This is a genomic window from candidate division WOR-3 bacterium, assembly GCA_029858255.1.
Classification (GTDB): Bacteria; Hydrothermota; Tepidihabitantia; order SM23-42; family SM23-42; genus SM23-42.
This window is the reverse complement of the sequence record JAOUFJ010000031.1, coordinates 1-22,266: the sequence shown is the minus strand read 5'-3', so window position 1 is coordinate 22,266 and position 22,266 is coordinate 1. Positions and strand designations below refer to the sequence as shown.

Sequence of the window (22,266 nt, the reverse complement as noted above, 5' to 3'; positions counted from 1 at the left end):
ATACTTGCCTACAGGTAACGGACTTATAATCCGCTGTATGTATTAATAACTTTCGCGCTTGACACACGGCGCAATCGAATTACAATAAATCAGAACTTCCACTGAATTTTAGTAGACTTATAAACGTATACAGGGAGGAGATTATGGTGTGTAAACAGAAGTATGTACTGATGGCAGCCGTTATCATATTATGTCTACCGCTGTTTCTATCAGCCCAGTGGCTTGAGACCACCATCGCGGTCGGTGATCATCCTGGTGCCTTAGCCTATAATTCCACTCATAACAAGGTTTACTGCGCAAATCGGGACAGCGATAATGTCACCGTGATCGATGGGGCGACCAATGGCGTGATTACGACCATCACGGCCGGTGATTATCCTCGTGCCTTAGTCTATAATCCGACCAACAACAAGGTCTCCTGCGTAAATCAATGGAGCGATAATGTCACCGTGATCGATGGCGCGACCAATAACGTGATTACGACCGTCACGGTTGATGATGAACCTTGGTCCTTAGTCTATAATTCCACTCATAACAAGGTCTACTGCGCAAATTTGTATAGCAATACTGTCACCGTGATCGATGGCGCGACCAATAACGTGATTACGACCGTCACGGTCGGCGATTATCCTGGTGCCTTAGTCTATAATTCCACTCATAACAAGGTCTACTGCGCAAATGGGGGTAGCGATAATGTGACCGTGATTGATGGCGCGACCAACAGCGTGATTACCACCATCTCGGTCGGTGATGTTCCTTATGCCTTAGTCTATAATCCGACCAACACCAAGGTCTACTGCGCAAATGCTGGAAGCGATAATGTGACCGTGATTGATGGGGCAACCAATAGCGTAATTACCACCATCACGGTCGGTGATTGGCCTTGTGCTTTAATCTATAATCCTCCCAACAGCAAGGTCTACTGCGCAAATGAGTACAGCCATAATGTGACCGTGATCGATGGAGCGACGAATGATGTGGTTACGACCATCTCGGTCGGTAGTACGCCTCGTGCCTTAATCTATAATCTAGCCAACAACAAGGTCTACTGTGCAAATATGGCGAGCGATAATGTGACCGTAATCGATGGAGCGACCAATGGCGTAATTACGACCATCACAGTCGGTGAGGAGCCTCGTGCTTTTGCCTGGAATCCTGTTCAGAACCGGACCTATGTCGCAAATTACTATAGCTCAAATGTCTCTGTGATTCGGGATTCATTGACAGGCGTAGAAGAGCTAAAGAAAAACGCTTCGAGTTTCATATTGGACATCTATCCCAATCCCACAAAAACGGCATTCACCATCAACGCTTCCAAACAGATGCGCAGCATCAATATATACGACGTCCGCGGCCATTTCGTGAAAACAGAAACTCTGACAAAACCTGAAAATACAACCACGATTACAGTACAGCATCTGAGCGCCGGCGTATATTTCTTGAAAGCGCAAACCAAGGGAACTGGGCTAATTAGAAAATTGGTCGTGACAAAATAGCGTATTACAGAAATAATGGAACGAAAGGGGAGTAATTTGACTGTTCCCCTTTTTCTTTGGTTCATTCTTGGTGTCATTCCAGGGAGTTGAGGACTTATAATCCGTGTTGTTGTATTATTAATCGGGCATCAATCGATATCTTTGAACAACCCGGTTCTCGATATCCACAACCCAAATCAGCCCATATGAGTCAACCGCAAAATCTGTAATCTTCAGTGGTAATCCCTCTTCAAATTCCGATTCTGAAATCGTGGTGCTTAAGGTATCGTTAACAAAGACAAAAAACCCACGGAAATGAGAAGACAAGCCTTCTGGGCGGTATATATGACTCTCTCCGAGCATATAAAGCGTATCGCCACAGCGGTAGGCATTAGACCATATCATTCGATGTGGTTGAATTGAATCAGGCAAGGAGATTATGTTGGTGTCATTCACGATTGGATCGATTCGATAAAACGTCACATCACTCCAATTTGCCTCTCGTTTGAACATATAAAAATTGCCCGCGTTGTCCATGCATATAATGTCATCTTTCTTACCCTCATAATCATCACGTTCATACGTTTTCTGATATTGCCCAATTAGAGTGTAACCGTAGACTTTACTTTGGTAATAGATGTATACCATACTATCCGTAACAGCAATCCTATAGTTGGTACCTCCAGGTTGAACACTGATTTTGTCGACTGTAAAGGACCTTATGGCGCTACTGTAATCGATGTTCTTTACAACGCGGTGTTCAATATCTGTTACCCATAACCCACTAGTCTTAGAGAAGCTGAGAAATGTTGGCGTTTCTGGACTAATCTCTTCGCTCACTATCATTGGCTTCAAATTTAGTGATTTTCCTCCGGGCCTGTATTCCCAGATAGTACCCAAACGAAAGTCCGTAATATATACAAGACCCCGGTTACCGAGTGCGATGCCACAGGGCTCTTTGAAACACTGGTTTGCTTCAATTCCGATTTTTCTCACGAAGCGAAGTTTTCGGTCATACTGAAACAGGAATTCACTTGAGATAAAGTAGACATACCGTAAGCCGACATAAAAATAGGAGGCTGGTTTCTGAGGACGTATTATTCTCGATCTTATTGAGTAGATTTTGTATTCGTTATAGTAGGGTCCCGTCCCAACAGCATAAAGTGTCGAATCCCGCACGTCGATACATATGAGCGTCAAGCCTCCGCCGTCTCCTGCTTGCCATGAGCCCGTTAACCAAACTAGACTATCACCTTCCAAAATCATTTCATGCCAACGTCCTTCTTTCCCAGCCATAAGACCGTATTTTGTCTTTGTGTCTACATTGGCCATTATTAAACTGTCTGCTAACTTGCCGTACCGAGCATCTACTTTTTGCGACCCGCTCGTGAAAGTAGATGTATCTGCTCTTGGATTGTATAGTCGAGCCCTAACAAAGAAACCATCCAACGTGTATTCTTTGATAATCTCGAATTTGCCTTCTTGATCGAGAACCAAGATAGTATCGTTTTTTTCAATAACCCTAGTTGGATTTATCAGTATTGTAATTGTATCTGGATAGCCAAGCGTAATATCTTTTGAATAAAAAGAACTGATAAGAATGGGTAATATACATAGACACTGAATAATCATATCTGCAATCCTGCTTTTTGAACTATTCTATCTGATAATTAATTGCTGTCAACATAGTGAGATTTTGGAATCTAACAAAACGAGGGGAAAGTATTACTACTTTCCTCTCGTTCCCATTTGGTCCACTTTTGGTCCAATTTGGGCATAGAATTGACGGAATTAGGTAGAATTCTACCGTTTCTCTTATTATGATTTTCAAGAATAAGGAAACGAGTATCCCCGTCCTTCAAGCAGGACGGGACGTTCAATAGCGAGAAAGAGCAAAATCCTCGCAAAGCATTGATACACCGTAATCTCAGCGATTTCAAAGTGTAGTATATTCGGATTCTCTCTCGATATCGACGTCTCGACATCTTCGAGACAGAGATGGAAATCCGTCGCTCTATCCAGTTGAGCTACAGGCGCAAGACCGATATCCGATAACAGATGACGGATAACGGTTCAATTATAACGAATTGCTGTTAGTAATCAACAAAACATGTTATCGTTCGAGTGACCTAGCTCTTTCATAAAAGTGCTAGGGAATCGCGAACATTGCTGTGCTACTCAATCGCCACGCCAGACACCGAAGTCGTAGTTTCTAGTTTCACGGTCTGACCCTATATGTCCTCTATATGTCCTACAAAAGGACCGCTGTGGATTTATAATCCGCTGTGGTCATAATTATTGTGCTTGACATATGATAGAAGTGGATTAGAATAGCTCCGAAATATTGGTAGATATCGGTAGAACTATCTAGGTATATGGAGGTGAGTATGGTTACTAAACAGAAGTATCTGTTGTTTGTTGGCATTGCTCTGTTGTTGTTGCCAATGATCGTATCTGGGCAATGGCTGGAAACAACGATCTATGTGCCCGATTCCCTTGTTGGGGTGTGCACACCATGCGCTTTCACTTATAATAGCAATAATAATACCATATATGTGGGCGGTGAACACGGAAATTGTGTGATTGCAATTGATGGCGCAACCAATGCAAAAATCGCAAGGATACCTACATGTTCAAATAATTATGCCCTGGTCTACAATCCGACCGACAACAAGGTCTACTGCGCTAATGAAGCAAGCGATAATGTTACAGTAATCGACGGTGCGAGCAATACGGTCATCACCACGATCGCCGTCCAAGATCAGCCTTATGCTCTAGTCTACAATCCGACCAACAACAAGGTCTACTGCGCTAATAGTGGCAGCAATACTGTTACGGTGATTGACGGTGCGACCAATACGGTCATCACCACGATTTACGTCGGAGATACCCCTCATGCTCTGGCCTACAATCCGACCAACAACAAGGTCTATTGCGCTGATCTTGGCGCCAATACTGTCACGGTGATTGACGGTGCGACCAACGCGGTCATGACCACGATTCCCGTCGGGAGTTACCCTTGGGCCCTGGTCTACAATCCGACCGACAACAAGGTATACTGCGCTAATTGGAATAGCGGTAATGTCACGGTGATTGACGGTGCGACCAACGCGGTCATTACCATGATTCCCGTGGGAAGCGGATCTGTTGCCCTGGTCTACAATCCGACCGACAACAAGGTCTACTGCGCTAATTGTTATAGCGATAATGTCACGGTGATTGACGGTGCGACCAACGCGGTCATCACCACGATTACCGTGGGAAGCGGACCTTTTGCCCTGGTCTACAATCCGACCGACAACAAGGTCTACTGCGCTAATGGGGGTAGCGGCAATGTCACGGTGATTGACGGCGCGAGCAACGCGGTCATCACCACGATTACCGTGGGAAGCGGACCTTTTGCTCTGGTCTACAATCCGATCAACAACAAGGTCTACTGCGCAAATAAGTCCAGCGGTAGTGTAACCGTGATTGACGGCGCGAGCAACGCGGTCATCACCACGATTGCCGTGGGAAGCGGACCTTGTGCTCTGGTCTACAATCCGACCAACAACAAGGTCTACTGCGCTAATCAGTACAGCGATAATGTCACGGTGATCGACGGCGCAACCAATACGGTCATCACCACGATCGCCGTCGGAGAGGAGCCTCAAGCTCTGGTCTACAATCCGACCGGCAACAAGGTCTACTGCGCTAATTGGGGTAGCAATACTGTCACGGTGATTGACGGCGCGAGCAACGCGGTCATTACCACGATTGCGGTGGGAGATTGGCCTTGTGCCCTAGGCTACAATCCGACCAACAACAAGGTGTACTGCGCTAATCAAATGAGCAATACTGTCACGGTGATTGACGGCGCGAGCAACGCGGTCATTACCACGATTGCGGTGGGAGATTGGCCTTGTGCCCTGGGCTACAATCCGACCAACAACAAGGTCTACTGCGCTAATAGTGGCAGCAATACTGTTACGGTGATTGATGGCGCGAGCAATACAATCATCACCACGATCGCCGTCGGAGATGTCCCTTGTGCTCTGGTCTACAATCCAACCAACAACAAAGTCTACTGTGCTAATGGTGATAGCGCTAATGTTACGGTGATTGACGGCGCGAGTAATGCTATCATCACCACGATTACCGTCGGAGATTACCCTCTTGCCTTTGCCTGGAACCCTGTCCAGAACCGGACTTATGTGGCAAATTATTCTGGTTCAAGTATTTCGGTGCTTCGGGACTCGCTAACAGGCATAGAAGAAAACACGGAGATTGCCACGCCTTCGGCTCGCAACGACTTTGTCGTTTATCCTAATCCTGCAAAGACATCTTTCATGATCAATACAGTGGCAGCAGTGCAGAGCATAGAGTTCTATGATGTCCTTGGTAAGTTGTTAAGAGCAGAAGATATGACAAAATATGAACACGGGAAAACCATCTCGGTGCGAAACATGAGTGCAGGCATTTATTTTTTGAAAGTGAATACTGCAGATACGGAGTTCATCAAAAAATTGATAGTCACAAAATAGATTATTGTAGCAACAAGGAGTTAAGAGGGGAGTGATGTAATCACTCCCCTCTTTTCATTTGGTCCACTTTTGGTCCAATTCCCCGCCTACGAATTTACAAACCCACTATGATGCGGGACAAGTAGGCATAGAATACACGGAATTAGGTAGAATTCCGTTCAATAGCGAGAAAGAGCAAAATTTCCGCAAAGCATTGATACACCGTAATCTCAGCGATTTCAAAGTGTAGTATATTCGGATTCTCTCTCGATATCGAAGTCTCGATATCGTCGAGACAGAGATGGAAGTCCGTCGCTCTATTCCGCCATATTTTTCGGCGGATTGAGCTACAGTCGCAACGCTGATAGTAGGTAACGAATATCAGTAGAATTATAGCGGATTTCTTCGGAACGTCAACGGATGAGTTGGTAACTCAATGCCTCGGCGGATAAATCGCCATATGAATCTACCATTTGTAGTTTCTACCAGGTTTTTTTTGCTTGACAAACAGCGTAATAGAGGTAGCATTATCTGAGGCTATTTGCTTGAACTCGTCATGTTTTTGAATTTACACAGGGAGGAACTCATGATAAGTAAACAGAAGTATGTATTAATATTCACTTCTATTAGTCTATGTCTCCCGCTGCTCGCATCAGCCCAATGGCTTGAGACGACGATTGCAGTGGGAAATTCCCCTATTGCGTTAGTCTATAACACCACTAATAACAGAATCTACTGCGCAAACTATGGAAGCGATAATGTGACCGTGATCGATGGGGCAACCAACAGCGTGATCACGACCATCACTGCCGGTGATCATCCTCTGGCCTTAGCCTATAATTCAACCAACAATAAGATCTACTGCGTAAATGTTTCGAGCGGTAATGTCACCGTGATTGACGGCGCGACTAATAGTGTGATTACCACTATCACAGTCGGTAGTTATCCTCACGCCTTAGTCCACAACTCCACCAACAACAAGGTCTACTGCGCAAATGGAGGTAGCGGTAATGTAACCGTGATTGACGGTGCGACCAACAGTGTCATCACGAACGTCACGGTCGGCAATGATCCTTGGGCTTTCGTATACAATCCAAGCAACAACAAGGTCTACTGCGCAAATTTTGCAAGCGATGACGTGACCGTGATCGATGGTGTAACCAACAATGTGATCTCGACCATCACGGTCGGCGATCAACCTTTGCCCTTAGTCTATAATTCGGTCAACAACAAGGTCTACTGCGCAAACGAGGGTAGCAATAATGTCACCGTAATTGACGGTGTAACCAACAACGTGATTACGAATATCACGGTCGGTGATGAACCTCGGACCTTAGCCTATAACCCCACCAACAACAAGGTCTACTGCGCAAATGGAGGCAGCAATAATGTCACCGCGATTGACGGCGCGACCAACAATGTGATTACGACCATCGCGGTCGGTAATAGTCCTGGTGCCCTGGTCTACAATTCGGTCAACAACAAGGTCTACTGCGCAAATGCTGGGAGCAATAATGTCACCGTGATCGATGGCGCGAGCAACAGCGTGATTACCACCATCACGGTCGGTGGTTGGCCTCGTGCCTTTGCCTGGAATCCTGTTCAGAACCGGACCTATGTGGCAAATTACAGCGGTTCAACTGTATCTGTGATTCGGGATTCATTGACAGGCATTGAAGAATTGACGCCGCGTGTTTCGCCTCTCTTTTTGGATGTCTTTCCAAATCCTACGAAAACCATACTGACCATTAATGCGTCTACACCACTACGTACTGTCGAGATATATGACATCCTCGGCAGCATGGTTAAAACAGACGATTTAAATGAATCTGCAAGCGAAACCACGATCTCCATGGAAGATCTGAGCGCGGGCATCTATTTTGTAAAAGCAAACGCGGAAAACATCGAGGTCATAAAGAAAGTGGTGATCACAAAATAGAATACTCTCCATACGATCTAACATAGACCCTCGAAGCTTGACACTTAGCACATTCACGCTATCATTGTAAAATACTACCAATCATGGCCACGATCATATACTATTTTTCTGGCACGGGCAACTCACTCGCAGCTGCACGGGGCATTGCGAGAAGGACGAATGGCACACTGATACCTATCGCTTCGGTTGTCGGCAACAAAGCCATCAGACCGGATGCGGACATAGTCGGGATAGTATTCCCTGTTTACCATGCAAGTTTTGGTGAGAGCGGCATACCGTTGATCGTCAGGAGATTTGTTGGCACATTGGAAGGTATCGAGTCAAAATATCTGTTTGCGATATGCACTCACGGCGGCATGCCCGGTGCTACGATCGGCAACCTGGCTGCGGCGATCGAATCCAGAAGCGGCGCACTCTCTGCCGGGTATGCAGTAAGAATGAGTATTTCATATTCTGCTATTCAGAAAATCGGGCACGCATTCTTCAATAAGGAACTCGAAACGGACATCGACGCCGACAATAGAAAACGGCAGGTCCTATTTGCTCGTGCCGAAAGAAAATTGGATATTATTCAGAGTATTATAGATGGTCGCAAAAAAGCCAAATTGGAGACACTCAGCAATATTGCCCGTTCTATACTCGTTCCTTTCTTTCTCCTCCAGAAACAAGCAGCCGTCTCACGATTCAGGGATCTCTCAAAATCCTCATCAGGTTCCTATGATGAACTCACTATGTTTGCGGACAGAAGCTTCAGGGTAAACGATAAGTGTAATGGATGCGGTGTATGCGCCAAAATATGCCCTGTCCAGAACGTCAAGATGGTCGATAAAAGACCCACGTGGCAACATGGGTGCGAGAATTGCTACGCCTGCTTTCAATGGTGTCCGAAAGATGCGATTCACGGTAGAATAGTGGAATACCAGAACAAATACCATCATCCTGATGTGAAGATCTCTGATATGATTTACAGAAAGTAGTTTTCAGCGAAATTACGACTTTTCTTCTTTAGCGTGTTTCATTATTGATATATTCAACGGCACGTTCCAGCTGCGTGTCCCTACCAGCAAGCAACGCTTGCTTGTCCAAACCCACGACAATATCCGGGATCACACCATGCCCTTCGAGCACCGTGCCGTCGGGCGTCAATGATTGTGAAATCAGGTACATAAACGAAGCCCCGTTGGGTAACTCCTTTATGTCAGAAGGTCCGACCGACCCGGAACTCCTCTCCCCGATAACAACCGCGCGTCCGACAGACTGAATACATCCGGAAAAGCGCTCGCTGGCCGATGCATTCATTACATCGATCATTACCACCACGGGTCCATCGTATGTCTTCTCAGCCGGCTGAACCACTACCTCCTCCGTTCTATCCCTGTATCTGAAAACCGAGAACAGAGTCTCCTTCTGCAGGAGTTTCGAGACGATGGCTTCCCCCACCTCATGCATCCCGCCCGGATTTCCACGGATGTCAATGATAAGCCCGCGCATGTCGCCCATGGTGTCGATCGCCTGACTGAAGCGCTCATCAACCGGTGGTAGGAAGGCGCTGAAGCTAATATATCCGATGTTGTCGTCCATTCGCCTGGCCTCAAAGTCCACATAGAACGGTGGCAGGGACTCGTCTATCATCGTTTTTCCGACCCTCTGTTTCCTGATCATTGTGGTTTCATGCAAAGCATTGAACTCATCTCGAAAGGTTAATGATATCGATGTTCCGGCATCGCCAAAGAAACGGCCACATACATTATCGGCAATGTCGGACAGCCTCTTGCGTTCATTGTAAATCGAAATCTCTCTGGACTCAGCTTCGGCAATGATCTGCTCAATTGAGATACCGTCGATACTCTCCAAAGCGTACCCGATCTTCAAGCCGGCCTCGGCCGCGGGAAACCCGGGCTTGACCGACGTGACGACAACCTTGTTATCAAGAAGGCGAATATCGAGGCCGATAGTTCCATCGGAGACCAGCGGCGAACCTGAAGCGGCTATTTTCTTCATGTGGAAAACGGCGTAGTGGGAAAGTTTCAGTTCGGCAAGCATCTTGTTCACTATCTCGATGAAACCATCGTCATCCTTCACATTCACAACAAGGTTGTAGTATCTATCATGGATCTCGTTCCAGTCGAGTCCACCGAAGGTGGAATCATAGTGGTGCTCATTCACAGTCTGCCATACCGTATCATAACTCGCTATCCACACGTTTACATCGTCCGGCTCCTGAGCCGACACAGTGGAAACAAAAAAGATGACGCCTATCATACAGAGTACCAAAGAAATTTCATGTACCATCACTTACTCCTTTCGTTGTGTAGCGATATATCGAAAACTACGAAAATTATCTTCTGATGACTATATTCAGTCATCGGTTGCCTGTCAATAGACCCTCCTCTGTTTACGTTATGGCTTTTTGTATTTCATAATATCTTGACTATTTTACCGGGAACAGATATTATAGAATATGCTTGTCATGAAACCAGTGGGTTTTGTATACTTCGCTGGATTTGATATTATTTAACAAATGAAATTACATTTACATGAAAGGAGAACAACCATGAATACTAAGATATTCTGGATCTTCGGCATACTGCAAAGCCTTTCATTGGGGGCCATCATATTTTTATTGTTCCGGTCGCTAAACATGACCAAAGGGGAAAGCCTAATTGGCCTGGACACTCAGATCGTATTGAGTATTTCTTTCCCTCTGTTTCTCTTGCTTGTTGAATGGCTCGTTTATAAGAAGAAATAATAGCCAGGGCAAAAGGCTATTTCATATCTCAGCCGAAGCATTGACAATAACAATCAATTTGCGTATAATGCGTAGTGAATAGCATGATTAGGTAATTGCTTAGTCCGCAGGGCAACGCGGACTCTAAACCACACGATGGGAATTGGCTGTTCGACAGCCAAACCCTCAAATCGTTACCAAAAACAAAAGAACATAACATCGACCAATAGTTGTTTATTGAATCGGTCATAATTGCCATTTTGCTTCAAAGGTTTGGAGAATCATGCTATGGCAACAAGTAATCAAAAATCATTGGCACAGAATTTTTTGGCAAAACGTCGTTTGGCTGTTTCATTGCTAAATGGAAGTTCGATCGCCATGGACGACATTGTCTATGAAATAGGTCCGGGTAAAGGGATACTGACAGCAGAACTCTGCAAAAGAGCTAAAAAGGTAATTGCCATCGAGAAGGATCATGTTCTGTATCTGAAATTGAAGAAGAAATTTGAATTCAATGACAATATCATTCTATATAATGCCGATTTCTTGAGATTCAGGATCAAAGAATCTTGTTATAAGGTTTTTGCGAATATGCCATTCAACATAACCTCAGCTGCCATTAGAAAAATACTCTGCGCCGCAAATTCACCAGCAGATGCTTATCTTATCGTGCAACGAGAAGCAGCCGAGAAATTCACTGGCACGCCAAGGACTACCCAGTTTTCTGTCTTGCTGAAGCCACATTTCAGGCCAAAGATAATAAGGCGTTTCAAACGAACTGACTTCTCCCCAGTCCCCAACGTGGATGTCGTCATGCTGCATATAGAAAAAAGAACCTCTTCATTAGTCTCGGCGGCTGATATATCTGCTTACGAGCAGTTCATTAAACGCGGTTTCGGCGCGTGGAGGAAAGATCTGAAATCGAATTACAAGCACGTTTTCAGTCACAACCAGTGGAAGAGATTGTCCCGCGATCTTGAATTTCCTATACGCGCGAAACCGTCAGAAATACAATTCAGACAATGGTTGGGGTTGTTTGATTTCTATAAATGTTCTCAGACATCTCTACGTAGAACGAATATTCGTGGATAGCAGGTATGATAGATCTGCATCAGTAGAGTTATGATTTCACGGCAACTCTTGGGAGCAGACAGTTCAGATACGTGGTCGTGACAAACTGGTAACTTACTGAAATACAGAACGGGAGGGAGAGCAATAGAAATTGCTCTCCCTCCCGCTTAATATCGGGGTAGGTCCCTTATGGGTTCTTAAAGAAAGCCCTGAAACCGCTCGACAAAGTCGTCGAAACGTTGGTAATGCTACCTTGTGAAACCTCCACTTCATTGAGCGAGAGCAACCTGATCGTATAAATGCTCGTATCAGCATACACACTGTCTGGCAGAGGCAATACCAGTGATGTATCTGGATATGTCAACGTATCAACGAACAAAGGATTCACAAGATTCATCAGACTTTCGGGATCGGTCACAAATGCCCTGTATATGGAAACCTCACAGTCATTGAAATCCTGCAACCGCGCAAATACCAGTGACAGGGTATCGTTTCCTACGGTATCCTGTATGGGTGAATAGAAATGCTGCTCAGGCGGTAGCGTAACTTCAACTGTCTTGAAATAATCGATCGAACCGCCTTCCAGAAACCCCAATCTGTAGAAAACCGTGGTATTTGGTTGTAGAATTGTATCCCTGTCCAGATAGGTCATGAGTGTCTCAATCGGTGCAACCGTATCGATCGGCGCATAAGAATTGGCATTTCCTATGCTGCGCTCAACGATTATACCCTGACCTGATGGCCGTTCCAGCAACCAGCGCCATGCAATATTGACGCTGATATCGGTCGTTTCGCCGAGCAAACTGCTCTCCAACCTGATAACACTCGTGGCATGCCAGGCAATCGAACCGAGATCGATCTCATCGAGCAAACCACAACTCATGAATGCTATAATAACTAAAATAATCGATAACTTCCTCACCATACCTCCTTCTTCATAATCTGAAGATGATATCCAAACGAAGTGTAAATATAAATACGTGCGCTATTCCAGTTTTACAATTTTCTCGGTAGTGCTGCTATTTTCCGTTTCCAACCTTACAAAATACACCCCGCCGGACAGTTGCCTGTTACATCTGTCAGTACCGTCCCAAAAAACTGCAGATACTTGATTCTGGCTGCTCGATACTGGATATAGAGACTTCACCAACTTGCCCGCAGCATCATAGATCTTGACTTGTGTTTCTTTATCACCCGTTGTGATCGAGTAGCGTATAGCAGTGGAGTAGGTGAACGGATTGGGGTAACAGGCGATTTGCATGGCATCGCCGGCGTAACCTGTAAAGTTGTTGTCATCGATGCCGGTTATGCCCGTGTTGATAAGCACAATGTCGCCTCCGCGTCCCATCGCATTGGCATGAACGTGTTTGCCGGCAGCAGTAGCATAACTTCCGTCATTCGAGATGTCAACCGAGAACATCGAGCCCGGCATATCTACTGTGTAATATATATGGGGAGTAGCATCCCGCTGGAAGATATGCACTTCCGGATTGATATTCGCATCGTCGCCCCAACTTCCTATGATAAAATAGGACCCGTCATCGGTTATGTCGATATCAAAACATACTTCTTGATATGTTCCACTGGACACGGGATAATCGTAGATCCATAATGGTGTGGATGAACCCGTATCATGTACTACAACCTTGAAGGTATTATGTGGGGCAATATACCAGCATGAAACCATTGTCGACCCATCGTTTGAGATGGCGATCTTGCTCAGGTAATAGCCACCTCCAACCGTATAAGACCAGAGATTCTGATAGGATGATCCGTTCCATTCCATAAGCACCAGAGAAGGCCATCCATATGCGACAAGATTGCCGTCGCCGGATATATCAAGAGCACTGTTACTGGCTCCCATTGGAATCTGCGCGCGCACATTGAGGCTGTCGCGGTCAAAAACAATCAGGGTAGCAAGTGCGATGAATGCCGTATAGCGGCCGTCTGCATTGATCTTTACGTACCTTGGAAAACCGCAGCCGGTTGCTGTATAATCGATCAGCGGTGTGGCTGAGTCGGCATCGAACAGCAACAGATGAGCATCCGTTCCGGCCGGCGCGGCAATGGCTGCTATGGTCGAGCCGTCGTCCGAAACCACACATGGCCCGTAGCTTGCAACGGCATAATCTATAAAGTTCGTAGTCCAGTCCGGCGTGCCGTTTCCCGGGCCAGTCCATTTGATCACGTTCACTCCCCCGCCTTCCTCATCCACAGCCGCCAGAGTGAAGACATTGTCGCCAGCATCGGTGTAGAACTCTGTACCGCCGTGTACCCATTCTGGTATACCACCACCAGTCGGCGCGAACAATTCAGCCTCCCATGGATTGTTTAGATAGGTACCGGCAAACACGTAACCGTCGACCGTATTGCATGTTGTATTGTATATCGCATCTGTTAGATTGTACGACCAAACAACCGCAGGGTCGTCCGGCATACCAGAGCCCCCATAATTGGGTAAACCTGGTTCTCTGACAATGATCGGCCCATTCTCAGTGATGCGTTGAAATACCGCATCGCCATCACTTGATACAGATGATATACCCTGCGTTGCAACGCTCAATAGTAGGATCAGACCTACAAGATAGACATTTCTTGATCTCAGTTTCATCAGTTCCTCCCTCTATGCCTAAAATCAGTTAACAGAAAAAATCAACTAAAGTTATTTAAAATGCCTACCCACCACAATACTAAATCTTAACGTTGATTATAGCTGGATTCTGACCTAAGTCAATGCTTTTTCATGCATAATTTCAGGAAGAATAATTGATGAAAGGCAGAGCTATTGGCTCTGTACGGTAAGACACATACGAAACTCTGTAATTGACTAATCATGTGAATGGTTCTATTCGTCGGATACTCTTGTCCTTGTTATCTTCACCACAATACCCGATGCCGTCGGATCGACGCAACGCACGTATTCAGTGGTCACGCCCCCGGGATCGATAACTTTTTCATACGGCGTATCTTTGTAATCCCAGTTCAGAGTTTCACCAGCGCTCAACGCCTTGAGGACGCCGCTAAGGCTGTCAAGCAACCAGGGACATATTTTTTCTTTATCTTCGGGATATGAAAACTTCTGACCTCTTTGATAACTCTTCTCGCCATCTCCCCTATACATCCAAGCGCATATGCCTTCTCTGATCAGATCGGGGTAGATTATCTGGTCCCTCTCCTTCTGGAGCTGGCCACCCTTGCCTTGGAAAATCTCTATCTCAATCTTGTACTTGCGGCCGGGGACAGGCATGCACTTTTGCAGCAGTTCCTTTACTTGACCACCACCGCCTTTTTTACGACCACCTGATCGCCCATTTCCAGAATGCCAAAATAGGTACCAGCAGGTAATCGGTTACCCTGATTATCTGCACCTTCCCACACGGCGATACAATGGCCAGAATAACGCATTCCGTCAATGAGCGTATTCACGACTCTGCCTGATACATCGACAACCTTCAGCGATACCACTTCTGGTTCAGGAATATATAAATCCATTCTGACCGGGCCTCGATTCGGGTTTGTCTCGATCTTCAGATACTCATTATCAAAAACCTTGTTTTTGTCGTATTCCTCTACTGCGGTCGGATCGAGGTCTAACAGATAAGTTTCGTAGCAGTATTGACTAAGCATCACATGCCCGCCAAAGATATAGGTGACCTCATCATCAGGACAAAATGCAGCGCATGCCCCTCTTCTCGCCGTAATTGCAAATCCACCGTTCGAAACATCTCGCCACTCGGGCGAGCCCAGATCAAGTACCCATACATCGTTGTACAATATCGTGCCAGAAGTATAATCGTATCCAAAACCAACGATCATTTCATTTGACACGCTGTTGTAAACACCGAAGTGCCTGCATCTTGCAGGTGGTGTTGCACCAGTCGGGCTCAATTGCTGCCAAGCCTCAGCCCCGTCAGTAAGATCAAGTTCCCATACATCATTGAAGCCTGGTGAATACGGCGCAATACCACCAAAAACAATCATCCGGTGGTCGACCGGATCATAGATCGCGGCGTGCGCATACCTTGGCACAGGACTCGCCCCTGACGGGAATAGCTGGGTCCAGGTCAGCGTAGATAGATCAAGTTCCCACACGTCATTTCGTGCACTCGTTGTCAGGTCATAACCGCCAAACATAATCATCCTGTTGTTAACCGGATCAATCACACAAGTTGCTGCTTCCCGAGCAGCGGGGGTGGTACCTGATGTTGAGAGCATCTGCCAGGCTTCACTTCCGGACTCAAGGTCGAGTTCCCAGACATCATTGAAAAATGAAAACTCATACCAACCACCAAAGATGATCACCCGGTCTCCTGTCGCATCATATGCAGACGCGCAATATGTGCGGTCCGACGGCGGCTGCCCGCTGACATCAACAGGACACCACGTCATATCAGTCAGGTCGAACTCCCACACGTCACTATAGTAGCGCGAGCCATCCTGCTGTTGGTCACCTCCGTACAGAATTATTCTATCATCATCTGTATCGGTAACCATAATACTATGTGCTCTTGGGCAAGGTTGAAAGAAGATTTCGGTAAGGGAACCGGCATACACCTGGGTGAGTAGCACCATTGCTACAACCAATATACATCGTTTCATAGGACCTCCCTCTTTACAGTTAGACAAATTATACAAATAGATTCCAGCCTGTCAACCCTCAATGGGGACAGGCATACACTTTTTACACTTTTTGTGTAATAAGTCTCTATTTTACGATATTTATTTTCTGCGTTATCCCCTCACCTTGAGCTTCGAGGCGCACGAAATATGTACCTGCTGGCAAGTTCAATACCGTGCTCATTTCGTATTTCCCGGCGCTGACAGTACTATTTAGTAAATTATGTATTCGCCGACCGGCGATATCATAAACATCAATCCGCACCGAACTCGTCCTGGAGAGACTGTAGTATATGCTGATTTCGTTACGCGCTGGACTTGTAACCTGAAGAACTATGCCTTTTACATCGATCCCGGTCAATTCTTCCTGTTCCGCTACCCCTATCTGATCCAGGTCGAATTCAAAGAATGAACGGCCATGGGTTGCCGCCCTCAATATACGCGCACCATTATGTAATATAAGATCGTCAACCGCGCTGAAAGGCAAGCCTGTGCCAAGCGGCTGCCAACCACCACCTGCATCAGTCGTATAGTAAACACCGTAATCCGTTCCGATATACAAAACAGAAGTATTCTCAGGGTCGATCACGATCACGTTGATCGGAACCTCGGGAAGGTTCGAAGAAATATCATTCCACGTCGTCCCGTAATTCGTCGTCCGGAAGACATGCGGTAAGTACGAATCATGGCGATACCCAGAAAACGTCACGTAAGCAATAGCGGCATCATCCGGGTCGAACGCGACCCGCGTCACCCACCGGTCGGGCAGACCGGTATTGATGCTTGTCCAGTCCGTCCCTCCGTTCGTCGTCACCCAGACATTCGCATCATCCGTCCCAACATATATGACACTGCCGTCGGTCCCGGACACCGCGATCGTCGTGATCGTGCCGTAAGTCAGGTTACCTGAACCAGGACCATTCGTGAGATCACCGCTGATCGCATTCCAGAAACCCGCACCATCCGTTGTTTTGTATAAACGGTTAGCTCCGTAGTACAGAACAAGATGGTCGTTGGGGTCCATGATAACGGGCGTGGACCAGTTAGTACGGTCATTGGAACTTATGCCGCTGGTTGCTGAGTAGAAATTGTTACCGCCGTTCGTTGATTTGGCGAGATTCCCATACTGGTACTCCGCGTAGATGATATTAGCATTGGTGTAGTCCACGATACAGTAGAACCCGTCTCCACCGTAGATCATCTCCCAGTCATCTATATTCCCGGTCATCGTCCGCATCGTGCCGTTATCCTGAGTACCACCGTAGGTACGTTCAGGATTGAGCGGATCGATCGTTGCCGCGTAGAACTGGGTGATCGGCAAGTTATACGACTTGGTCCAGACTGAACCGCCATTGGTGGAAGTATAAACACCGCCGTCATTGCCATCAACAATATGATTCATATTGGTCAGATCGAACTCAAGCGCGTGATGGTCCACATGCTGTATGCCTGAGACATCTGACCACGAGTTGCCTCCGTTGGTCGTGCGATAGAGCGGTACGCCCAGAACAAAAACGACATCTGGATTCGTAGGGTGCACGCGGATCTGCCCGAAATACCAACCGAAGCTGTAGTACAGATAAGACGAAGGCTGGCCGCCCGTCGGTGTCCATGTATTGCCACCATCAGTTGTCTTAAATACCGATTCGAAATAGCCTATTGAATCGGCGTAGATGGCATAGAGTATGTTCGTTGTGCCCTGGCAGATGGCGATTCCAATCCTTCCCACGTTCGGACCTGACGGCAATCCGCTGGTCAACTCGCTCCACGTCGTACCCATGTCAGTACTGCGATAAATACCTGAAGTGACCCCACCGGCTTTGCGCCTGATTGGCGACCGCAACCGCTCCCACATCGCGGCATAAACCGTGTCCGGATGTAGCGGGTTTATCCGCACATCTATCGCCGAAGTAGAATCTGATATGTAGAGGACTTTTTGCCATGTCATGCCGCCGTCGGTCGTGCGGTACACACCTCGCGCGCTGTCGGCGCTGAATTGGGCACCGGCCCCGGCGACAAAAATGATATCGGGGTCGGTAGGATGGACGGCCACGCGGCCAATGCGTTTTGTCTGTGCCAGTCCGATATTCGTCCACGTGGCGCCGCCGTCTGTGGTCCGGTAGATCCCGTCGCCGTCGTAGTTATCGCCGGCAAGATTGGCCTCGCCCAGACCCACATACACGGTATTCGGGTTGCTCGGATCGATTGTCACATCACCGACCGAGAGTGTGATGAAATCATCGGTAAGCATCGTCCAGTTCACGCCGCCATCAGTTGATTTCAGCACACCGCCATCGGCAGCACCCGCATAGATTATGTTACCGTTCGATGGATGGAACACGATCCCGGTGATACGTCCGCCGATGTTGGTCGGCCCTCTGGGTATCCAGATACCCTGATTGCGTTCGGCATATTCCTGTGCCATTGCACGGGCCTGTCGATAGGCCATCTGATGTGCTTCTTCATTTACGAGTCGCCCAGGATAGGCGCGTTGCATGTAAAACCAGTCGTGCGGTTTCTCGCCTTTTTCTTCTTCTTCGAATTCCGAAGATTCCTCCTGCCTAGTCCATGACCATGGTTTCCAGATTGTCATGACGCCCAATATCACCAGCGCCAATAACAAACCGACGAAAATCCCAAACATTCTCTTCATTATATCCTCCTGGATACTTGCGATCTAAACTTCATTGCATTGAAGATAACCAATGATCTGAAGAACAAATTCACATCTCATCTACTATAAAGCAAAAATTTACGCTGTCAATATAACAACGTAACTCAACTTAGAACCTCGGTCAAATCTATCTTCCCGCCAGCCATTCTTTGCGAAGCACGCCGAAGTGTAAGCGGTCAACCCATTCATTCTGCCAGTAGATGATTTCACGGTCCGTACCTTCATGCGTGAATCCCAATTTCTTCCCTACACTGATCATCCTTTCGTTAAAAGAATACGTGGCAAAACCGATTCGGTGAATATCAGAATTAGAGAACAAATAATCGATCCAGAGCCTGAAAGCTTCTGTACCCAATCCTCTGTTCAAATGATCATCCTCACAAATATCAATACCGATGAGCCAGGTATCTGGAAATCTCTTGTCTCCATAACGGTTGATCCAGCCCAATGGCCTGCTCTCATCCTCTTTTGCGCAAATGATCGCACGTTTTCGTGGCAAAGAAGGATCATGTAGGAACTTATCAACAAATCTTTCTCGCGCTACTGTGATCGACCTGAAATCACTCAGGTAATTTTCCCATGGCGCATCGTACTTCAACCACTCGCCGTTTTTCATCCATTTTAGGTATATTTCGAGATCTGAAGGAAGCGCATCCCTCAAAACCACTTTCTTCCCGGCTGCGATCATACGCATTCTCCCTTGAGCACTTCGTAGAATTTAGCCTTGGCCTGTCGCTCCAACCAAGGAGTATGTCCACAGTTCTGCAGCAGGACGAATCTGAAATCTTTGAGCACCCTGGATAAGGGTTTTTGCACACCCTCGGCCGGGTGTGGGTCATACGTCCCATGTATTGCTACCACAGGACACTGAATATTCTTGCCGAGCCTGAGCAGCGCACCGCTGCGTCTCAATTCCTCTGCGTCTTTCCACACACATTGAAAAATATGAAACCGAACTTCAATGATCTCATCAGGATGAGGCAATGGGTCGTAAGAATCTGCCTTTGAAATCAATTGACCAAAACGCTCCATCTTCTTATTCATGTTTCCACTGCCAGAGTCGTCGAATGATTCGATCAAGGAAAGGACTTCTCTTTTTTCCTCATCACCAAGTCGGTCCAGGCGGGCTTTCATGATACCGCGGCTATATGTCTCCTCGAATGGGCCGCTGCTCACCAAGATCAACCTCCTCACCACTGACGGATAGCGGGCGGCAACGATGAAACCCAACCAAGCACCCCACGAATAGCCAACTAGAGTTACCGGAATATCTGCATTCCTCTCCAGGATTGTCTTAAGTTCTTCAACCTGTTTCTCAACCGTATCGGCAGTCTGGAAAGGCTCTATAACTCCCATTGTAGGTGCAAGCTCACGCGCCAACGGTGCCATTTCGCCGGGCGCACCGGGACCGCCGTGGATAACGGCTACCCTATAAGGCTTGACGCCGTATCTCCTGAGATTTTCCATCTCAAAGTGTTATTTAAGATTAGTGATACTATTTTGACAGAACACAACTGCGTGTTTGACTCTGCCTTCCGGTCGTGAGCCGGTAGTAATACACACCGCTCGGCAGATCTCCAGCCTCAAAAATGACGTTATGCTCACCCGCCCTCAGTTCTCCGTCAATTAACGTGGTCACTTCCTGACCAACAATATTAAAAATCTTCAAGGTAACGTCTTCAGCACTCGGCAATACAAACCGAATGCTCATGGAATTTCTGAAAGGATTCGGCTCACTCTGGCTTAGCCTAAGCGATGGTGTCGGAATTGTTAATTCGTTCTCGGCAATACCAAATTCTCCCGCATAATTAAGCAGCGCGACTGCGATTTCTGTCACGCTGCCAATATCCTCACCATTTGTAAATACGACCGAACCTGTGTTATTACTCCAATCAAATGCGACTCTCGCGCGTATACCTGAAGACCAACCCTGATGGCCCCAGATCCAACGGCCGTCGAGAAATTTCTTATACCAGAATAAACCCTGTTCCGGGTTCAACACGGGGTATTGAGACGTTGTCATCAACACAACCGTTGTGCTGTCCAGGATCCGCACGGTATCATCGATCACTCCATACTGCATGAAGGCAGTGAGCAGACGCGCTAGCTGGCGCGAGCTCGTTCTAAGCGTGCCGCATGGATAATATGGCTTGCCTATATGCCCGTACGGAATATATGTCGCGCCGTCCCAATGATAGGGCATTGCAATATTGCTTGTATCCAACTGGGAAAGAAACCACGCTGTTTCCTGCATGCTCAGCGGATCAAATATCGAATCATGGCACCATACGGGGAAACTGTCTGCCAGCAATTCAACGATGTAGCCACATATTGCCGCACCAATATTACAGTAATCATCCTCCGTTGCCGGAGGCCATGGATTGTAATTATCTATGCTGTAGTGCGCACCGCCTGGAACCAGATATTCCTCGAGAAATTCTCCAAGCGGAATAGGTGAATCTCCCTGAATGTTCAGTGGATCCAGAATAGTCCAATTATCATTGATGCTCGACATATGGGTCATACACATACGAATGCTGATCACCGAATCAGGATAATAGGGGTTACGCACCGGGAAACCAAGGAGAGCACCCACATCATCGTCAAGGCTGAATGAATATAGCTCCCATGCCTGCATCAAAGCAATAGCCACACTGGTTTTTGAAATAGAAGCAAGATAAAAAAGTGTGGAATCGGCAACCGGTATGCTATCCTCAAGTACCGCGTAACCATAACACTGATTCCAAACGATCTGTCCGTCCTTCAGTGCAATCGTGGCCACACCTGGGATGTGATTCTCAGTCATTTTGTGCGTGATCAACGAATCGAGACTGGTTGAATCGCTTCGCGTGGAAGGTTCGCCCGCTTCAAATTCCTCGCTGCGGACATCAAAATTGGGGCTATGAATATCGGGGGCTGCGGCCTGCGGCCGCGCGAAAATCAGACCGACCCCAACAAGGATGATAAATATGTTCTTTAACATAGCGGATATAAAACTAACACAAATGACCTCGAAAGTCAAGCAGATTTTGGGGTCAAATCTTTACATGTGACAAGGTGACATGGGTGTCGGTTCCGCTATCAGTAGATGTTACATCGGAGACGAACGAAATCAAATCTTTGTCACATGTAAAGATTTGATGTTATGAAAAAATTGCAACTCTGTGATCATGGTATATACTATGATTTAATGGAGGTGCAATTATGTTATATGTTGGCATTGATTTTCACAAGAATTACTCATTCATCACGGAGATGGA

Annotated in this window: 16 protein-coding genes; 6 read left to right on the top strand and 10 right to left on the bottom strand. The window is 46.8% G+C overall.

Translation table 11 applies throughout. The features are described 5' to 3' along the window. Positions 1 to 143: 143 nt before the first annotated feature. The gene (locus OEV79_10710; GenBank protein ID MDH4211903.1) at positions 144 to 1,496 is read left to right on the top strand and encodes a beta-propeller fold lactonase family protein; all 1,353 of its coding nucleotides are present in this window, start codon (positions 144 to 146) and stop codon (positions 1,494 to 1,496) included. Positions 1,497 to 1,613: 117 nt separating this feature from the next. Here OEV79_10710 and OEV79_10705 read toward each other — a convergent pair whose 3' ends face one another. Beyond that, on the bottom strand, positions 1,614 to 3,107 hold the full coding sequence (locus OEV79_10705; protein MDH4211902.1) for a hypothetical protein: 1,494 nt from the start codon (positions 3,105 to 3,107) through the stop codon (positions 1,614 to 1,616). Positions 3,108 to 3,862: 755 nt separating this feature from the next. Here OEV79_10705 and OEV79_10700 point away from each other — a divergent pair. From OEV79_10700 to OEV79_10690, 3 genes are all read left to right on the top strand, one after another. Further along, complete coding sequence (locus OEV79_10700; GenBank protein MDH4211901.1) at positions 3,863 to 5,998, top strand: T9SS type A sorting domain-containing protein; 2,136 nt, start codon at positions 3,863 to 3,865, stop codon at positions 5,996 to 5,998. A 565-nt stretch (positions 5,999 to 6,563) separates the two neighbouring features. Continuing rightward, positions 6,564 to 7,916: a T9SS type A sorting domain-containing protein gene (locus OEV79_10695; GenBank protein ID MDH4211900.1), complete on the top strand. Its 1,353-nt coding sequence runs from the start codon at positions 6,564 to 6,566 to the stop codon at positions 7,914 to 7,916. 83 nt (positions 7,917 to 7,999) lie between these two features. Further along, entirely contained in the window at positions 8,000 to 8,893 is an 894-nt protein-coding gene (locus OEV79_10690; GenBank protein ID MDH4211899.1) for an EFR1 family ferrodoxin, read from the top strand. Between the two features lie 28 nt (positions 8,894 to 8,921). On the opposite strand, the gene OEV79_10685 is transcribed toward OEV79_10690, so the two are convergent. After that, positions 8,922 to 10,208 (bottom strand): S41 family peptidase, encoded by a 1,287-nt coding sequence (locus tag OEV79_10685; protein ID MDH4211898.1) that lies wholly within the window; start codon positions 10,206 to 10,208, stop codon positions 8,922 to 8,924. Positions 10,209 to 10,470: 262 nt separating this feature from the next. On the opposite strand from OEV79_10685, the gene OEV79_10680 reads away from it, so the two are divergent. Both OEV79_10680 and erm read left to right on the top strand, forming a co-directional pair. Further along, entirely contained in the window at positions 10,471 to 10,665 is a 195-nt protein-coding gene (locus OEV79_10680; protein ID MDH4211897.1) for a hypothetical protein, read from the top strand. Positions 10,666 to 10,932: 267 nt separating this feature from the next. Beyond that, the gene (gene erm, locus OEV79_10675; protein ID MDH4211896.1) at positions 10,933 to 11,736 is read left to right on the top strand and encodes a 23S ribosomal RNA methyltransferase Erm; all 804 of its coding nucleotides are present in this window, start codon (positions 10,933 to 10,935) and stop codon (positions 11,734 to 11,736) included. Positions 11,737 to 11,902: 166 nt separating this feature from the next. On the opposite strand, the gene OEV79_10670 is transcribed toward erm, so the two are convergent. The 8 genes from OEV79_10670 to OEV79_10635 all read right to left on the bottom strand — a co-directional run bounded on the left by OEV79_10670 (position 11,903) and on the right by OEV79_10635 (position 21,989). Further along, positions 11,903 to 12,637 carry a hypothetical protein gene (locus OEV79_10670; protein ID MDH4211895.1) on the bottom strand — a complete coding sequence of 245 codons (735 nt, stop codon included), beginning with the start codon at positions 12,635 to 12,637 and terminating at the stop codon, positions 11,903 to 11,905. Between the two features lie 63 nt (positions 12,638 to 12,700). Beyond that, on the bottom strand, positions 12,701 to 14,326 hold the full coding sequence (locus OEV79_10665; protein MDH4211894.1) for a T9SS type A sorting domain-containing protein: 1,626 nt from the start codon (positions 14,324 to 14,326) through the stop codon (positions 12,701 to 12,703). Between the two features lie 234 nt (positions 14,327 to 14,560). After that, the gene (locus OEV79_10660) at positions 14,561 to 14,962 is read right to left on the bottom strand and encodes a hypothetical protein (protein ID MDH4211893.1); all 402 of its coding nucleotides are present in this window, start codon (positions 14,960 to 14,962) and stop codon (positions 14,561 to 14,563) included. Positions 14,963 to 14,982: 20 nt separating this feature from the next. Beyond that, the gene (locus OEV79_10655; protein ID MDH4211892.1) at positions 14,983 to 16,314 is read right to left on the bottom strand and encodes a hypothetical protein; all 1,332 of its coding nucleotides are present in this window, start codon (positions 16,312 to 16,314) and stop codon (positions 14,983 to 14,985) included. 106 nt (positions 16,315 to 16,420) lie between these two features. Continuing rightward, positions 16,421 to 18,985, bottom strand: a complete 2,565-nt coding sequence (locus OEV79_10650) for a T9SS type A sorting domain-containing protein (GenBank protein ID MDH4211891.1) — start codon at positions 18,983 to 18,985, stop codon at positions 16,421 to 16,423. 148 nt (positions 18,986 to 19,133) lie between these two features. Continuing rightward, positions 19,134 to 19,700, bottom strand: a complete 567-nt coding sequence (locus OEV79_10645) for a GNAT family N-acetyltransferase (protein ID MDH4211890.1) — start codon at positions 19,698 to 19,700, stop codon at positions 19,134 to 19,136. After that, positions 19,691 to 20,473 carry an alpha/beta hydrolase gene (locus OEV79_10640; GenBank protein ID MDH4211889.1) on the bottom strand — a complete coding sequence of 261 codons (783 nt, stop codon included), beginning with the start codon at positions 20,471 to 20,473 and terminating at the stop codon, positions 19,691 to 19,693. The genes OEV79_10645 and OEV79_10640 overlap by 10 nt, the downstream gene beginning before the upstream one ends. Before the next feature lie 28 nt (positions 20,474 to 20,501). After that, a complete protein-coding gene (locus OEV79_10635; GenBank protein ID MDH4211888.1) occupies positions 20,502 to 21,989 on the bottom strand; it encodes a serine hydrolase in 1,488 nt (495 codons plus the stop codon). Positions 21,990 to 22,266 lie beyond the last annotated feature (277 nt).

Excerpts from the sequence above, each read along its gene's own strand:
- OEV79_10710 (MDH4211903.1), top strand. The coding sequence starts at position 144 with ATGGTGTGTAAACAGAAGTATGTACTGATGGCAGCCGTTATCATATTA.
- OEV79_10705 (MDH4211902.1), bottom strand. The coding sequence starts at position 3,107 with ATGATTATTCAGTGTCTATGTATATTACCCATTCTTATCAGTTCTTTT.
- OEV79_10700 (MDH4211901.1), top strand. The coding sequence starts at position 3,863 with ATGGTTACTAAACAGAAGTATCTGTTGTTTGTTGGCATTGCTCTGTTG.
- OEV79_10695 (MDH4211900.1), top strand. The coding sequence starts at position 6,564 with ATGATAAGTAAACAGAAGTATGTATTAATATTCACTTCTATTAGTCTA.
- OEV79_10690 (MDH4211899.1), top strand. The coding sequence starts at position 8,000 with ATGGCCACGATCATATACTATTTTTCTGGCACGGGCAACTCACTCGCA.
- OEV79_10685 (MDH4211898.1), bottom strand. The coding sequence starts at position 10,208 with ATGGTACATGAAATTTCTTTGGTACTCTGTATGATAGGCGTCATCTTT.
- OEV79_10680 (MDH4211897.1), top strand. The coding sequence starts at position 10,471 with ATGAATACTAAGATATTCTGGATCTTCGGCATACTGCAAAGCCTTTCA.
- erm (MDH4211896.1), top strand. The coding sequence starts at position 10,933 with ATGGCAACAAGTAATCAAAAATCATTGGCACAGAATTTTTTGGCAAAA.
- OEV79_10665 (MDH4211894.1), bottom strand. The coding sequence starts at position 14,326 with ATGAAACTGAGATCAAGAAATGTCTATCTTGTAGGTCTGATCCTACTA.
- OEV79_10660 (MDH4211893.1), bottom strand. The coding sequence starts at position 14,962 with ATGCCTGTCCCCGGCCGCAAGTACAAGATTGAGATAGAGATTTTCCAA.
- OEV79_10655 (MDH4211892.1), bottom strand. The coding sequence starts at position 16,314 with ATGAAACGATGTATATTGGTTGTAGCAATGGTGCTACTCACCCAGGTG.
- OEV79_10650 (MDH4211891.1), bottom strand. The coding sequence starts at position 18,985 with ATGAAGAGAATGTTTGGGATTTTCGTCGGTTTGTTATTGGCGCTGGTG.
- OEV79_10645 (MDH4211890.1), bottom strand. The coding sequence starts at position 19,700 with ATGCGTATGATCGCAGCCGGGAAGAAAGTGGTTTTGAGGGATGCGCTT.
- OEV79_10640 (MDH4211889.1), bottom strand. The coding sequence starts at position 20,473 with ATGGAAAATCTCAGGAGATACGGCGTCAAGCCTTATAGGGTAGCCGTT.
- OEV79_10635 (MDH4211888.1), bottom strand. The coding sequence starts at position 21,989 with ATGTTAAAGAACATATTTATCATCCTTGTTGGGGTCGGTCTGATTTTC.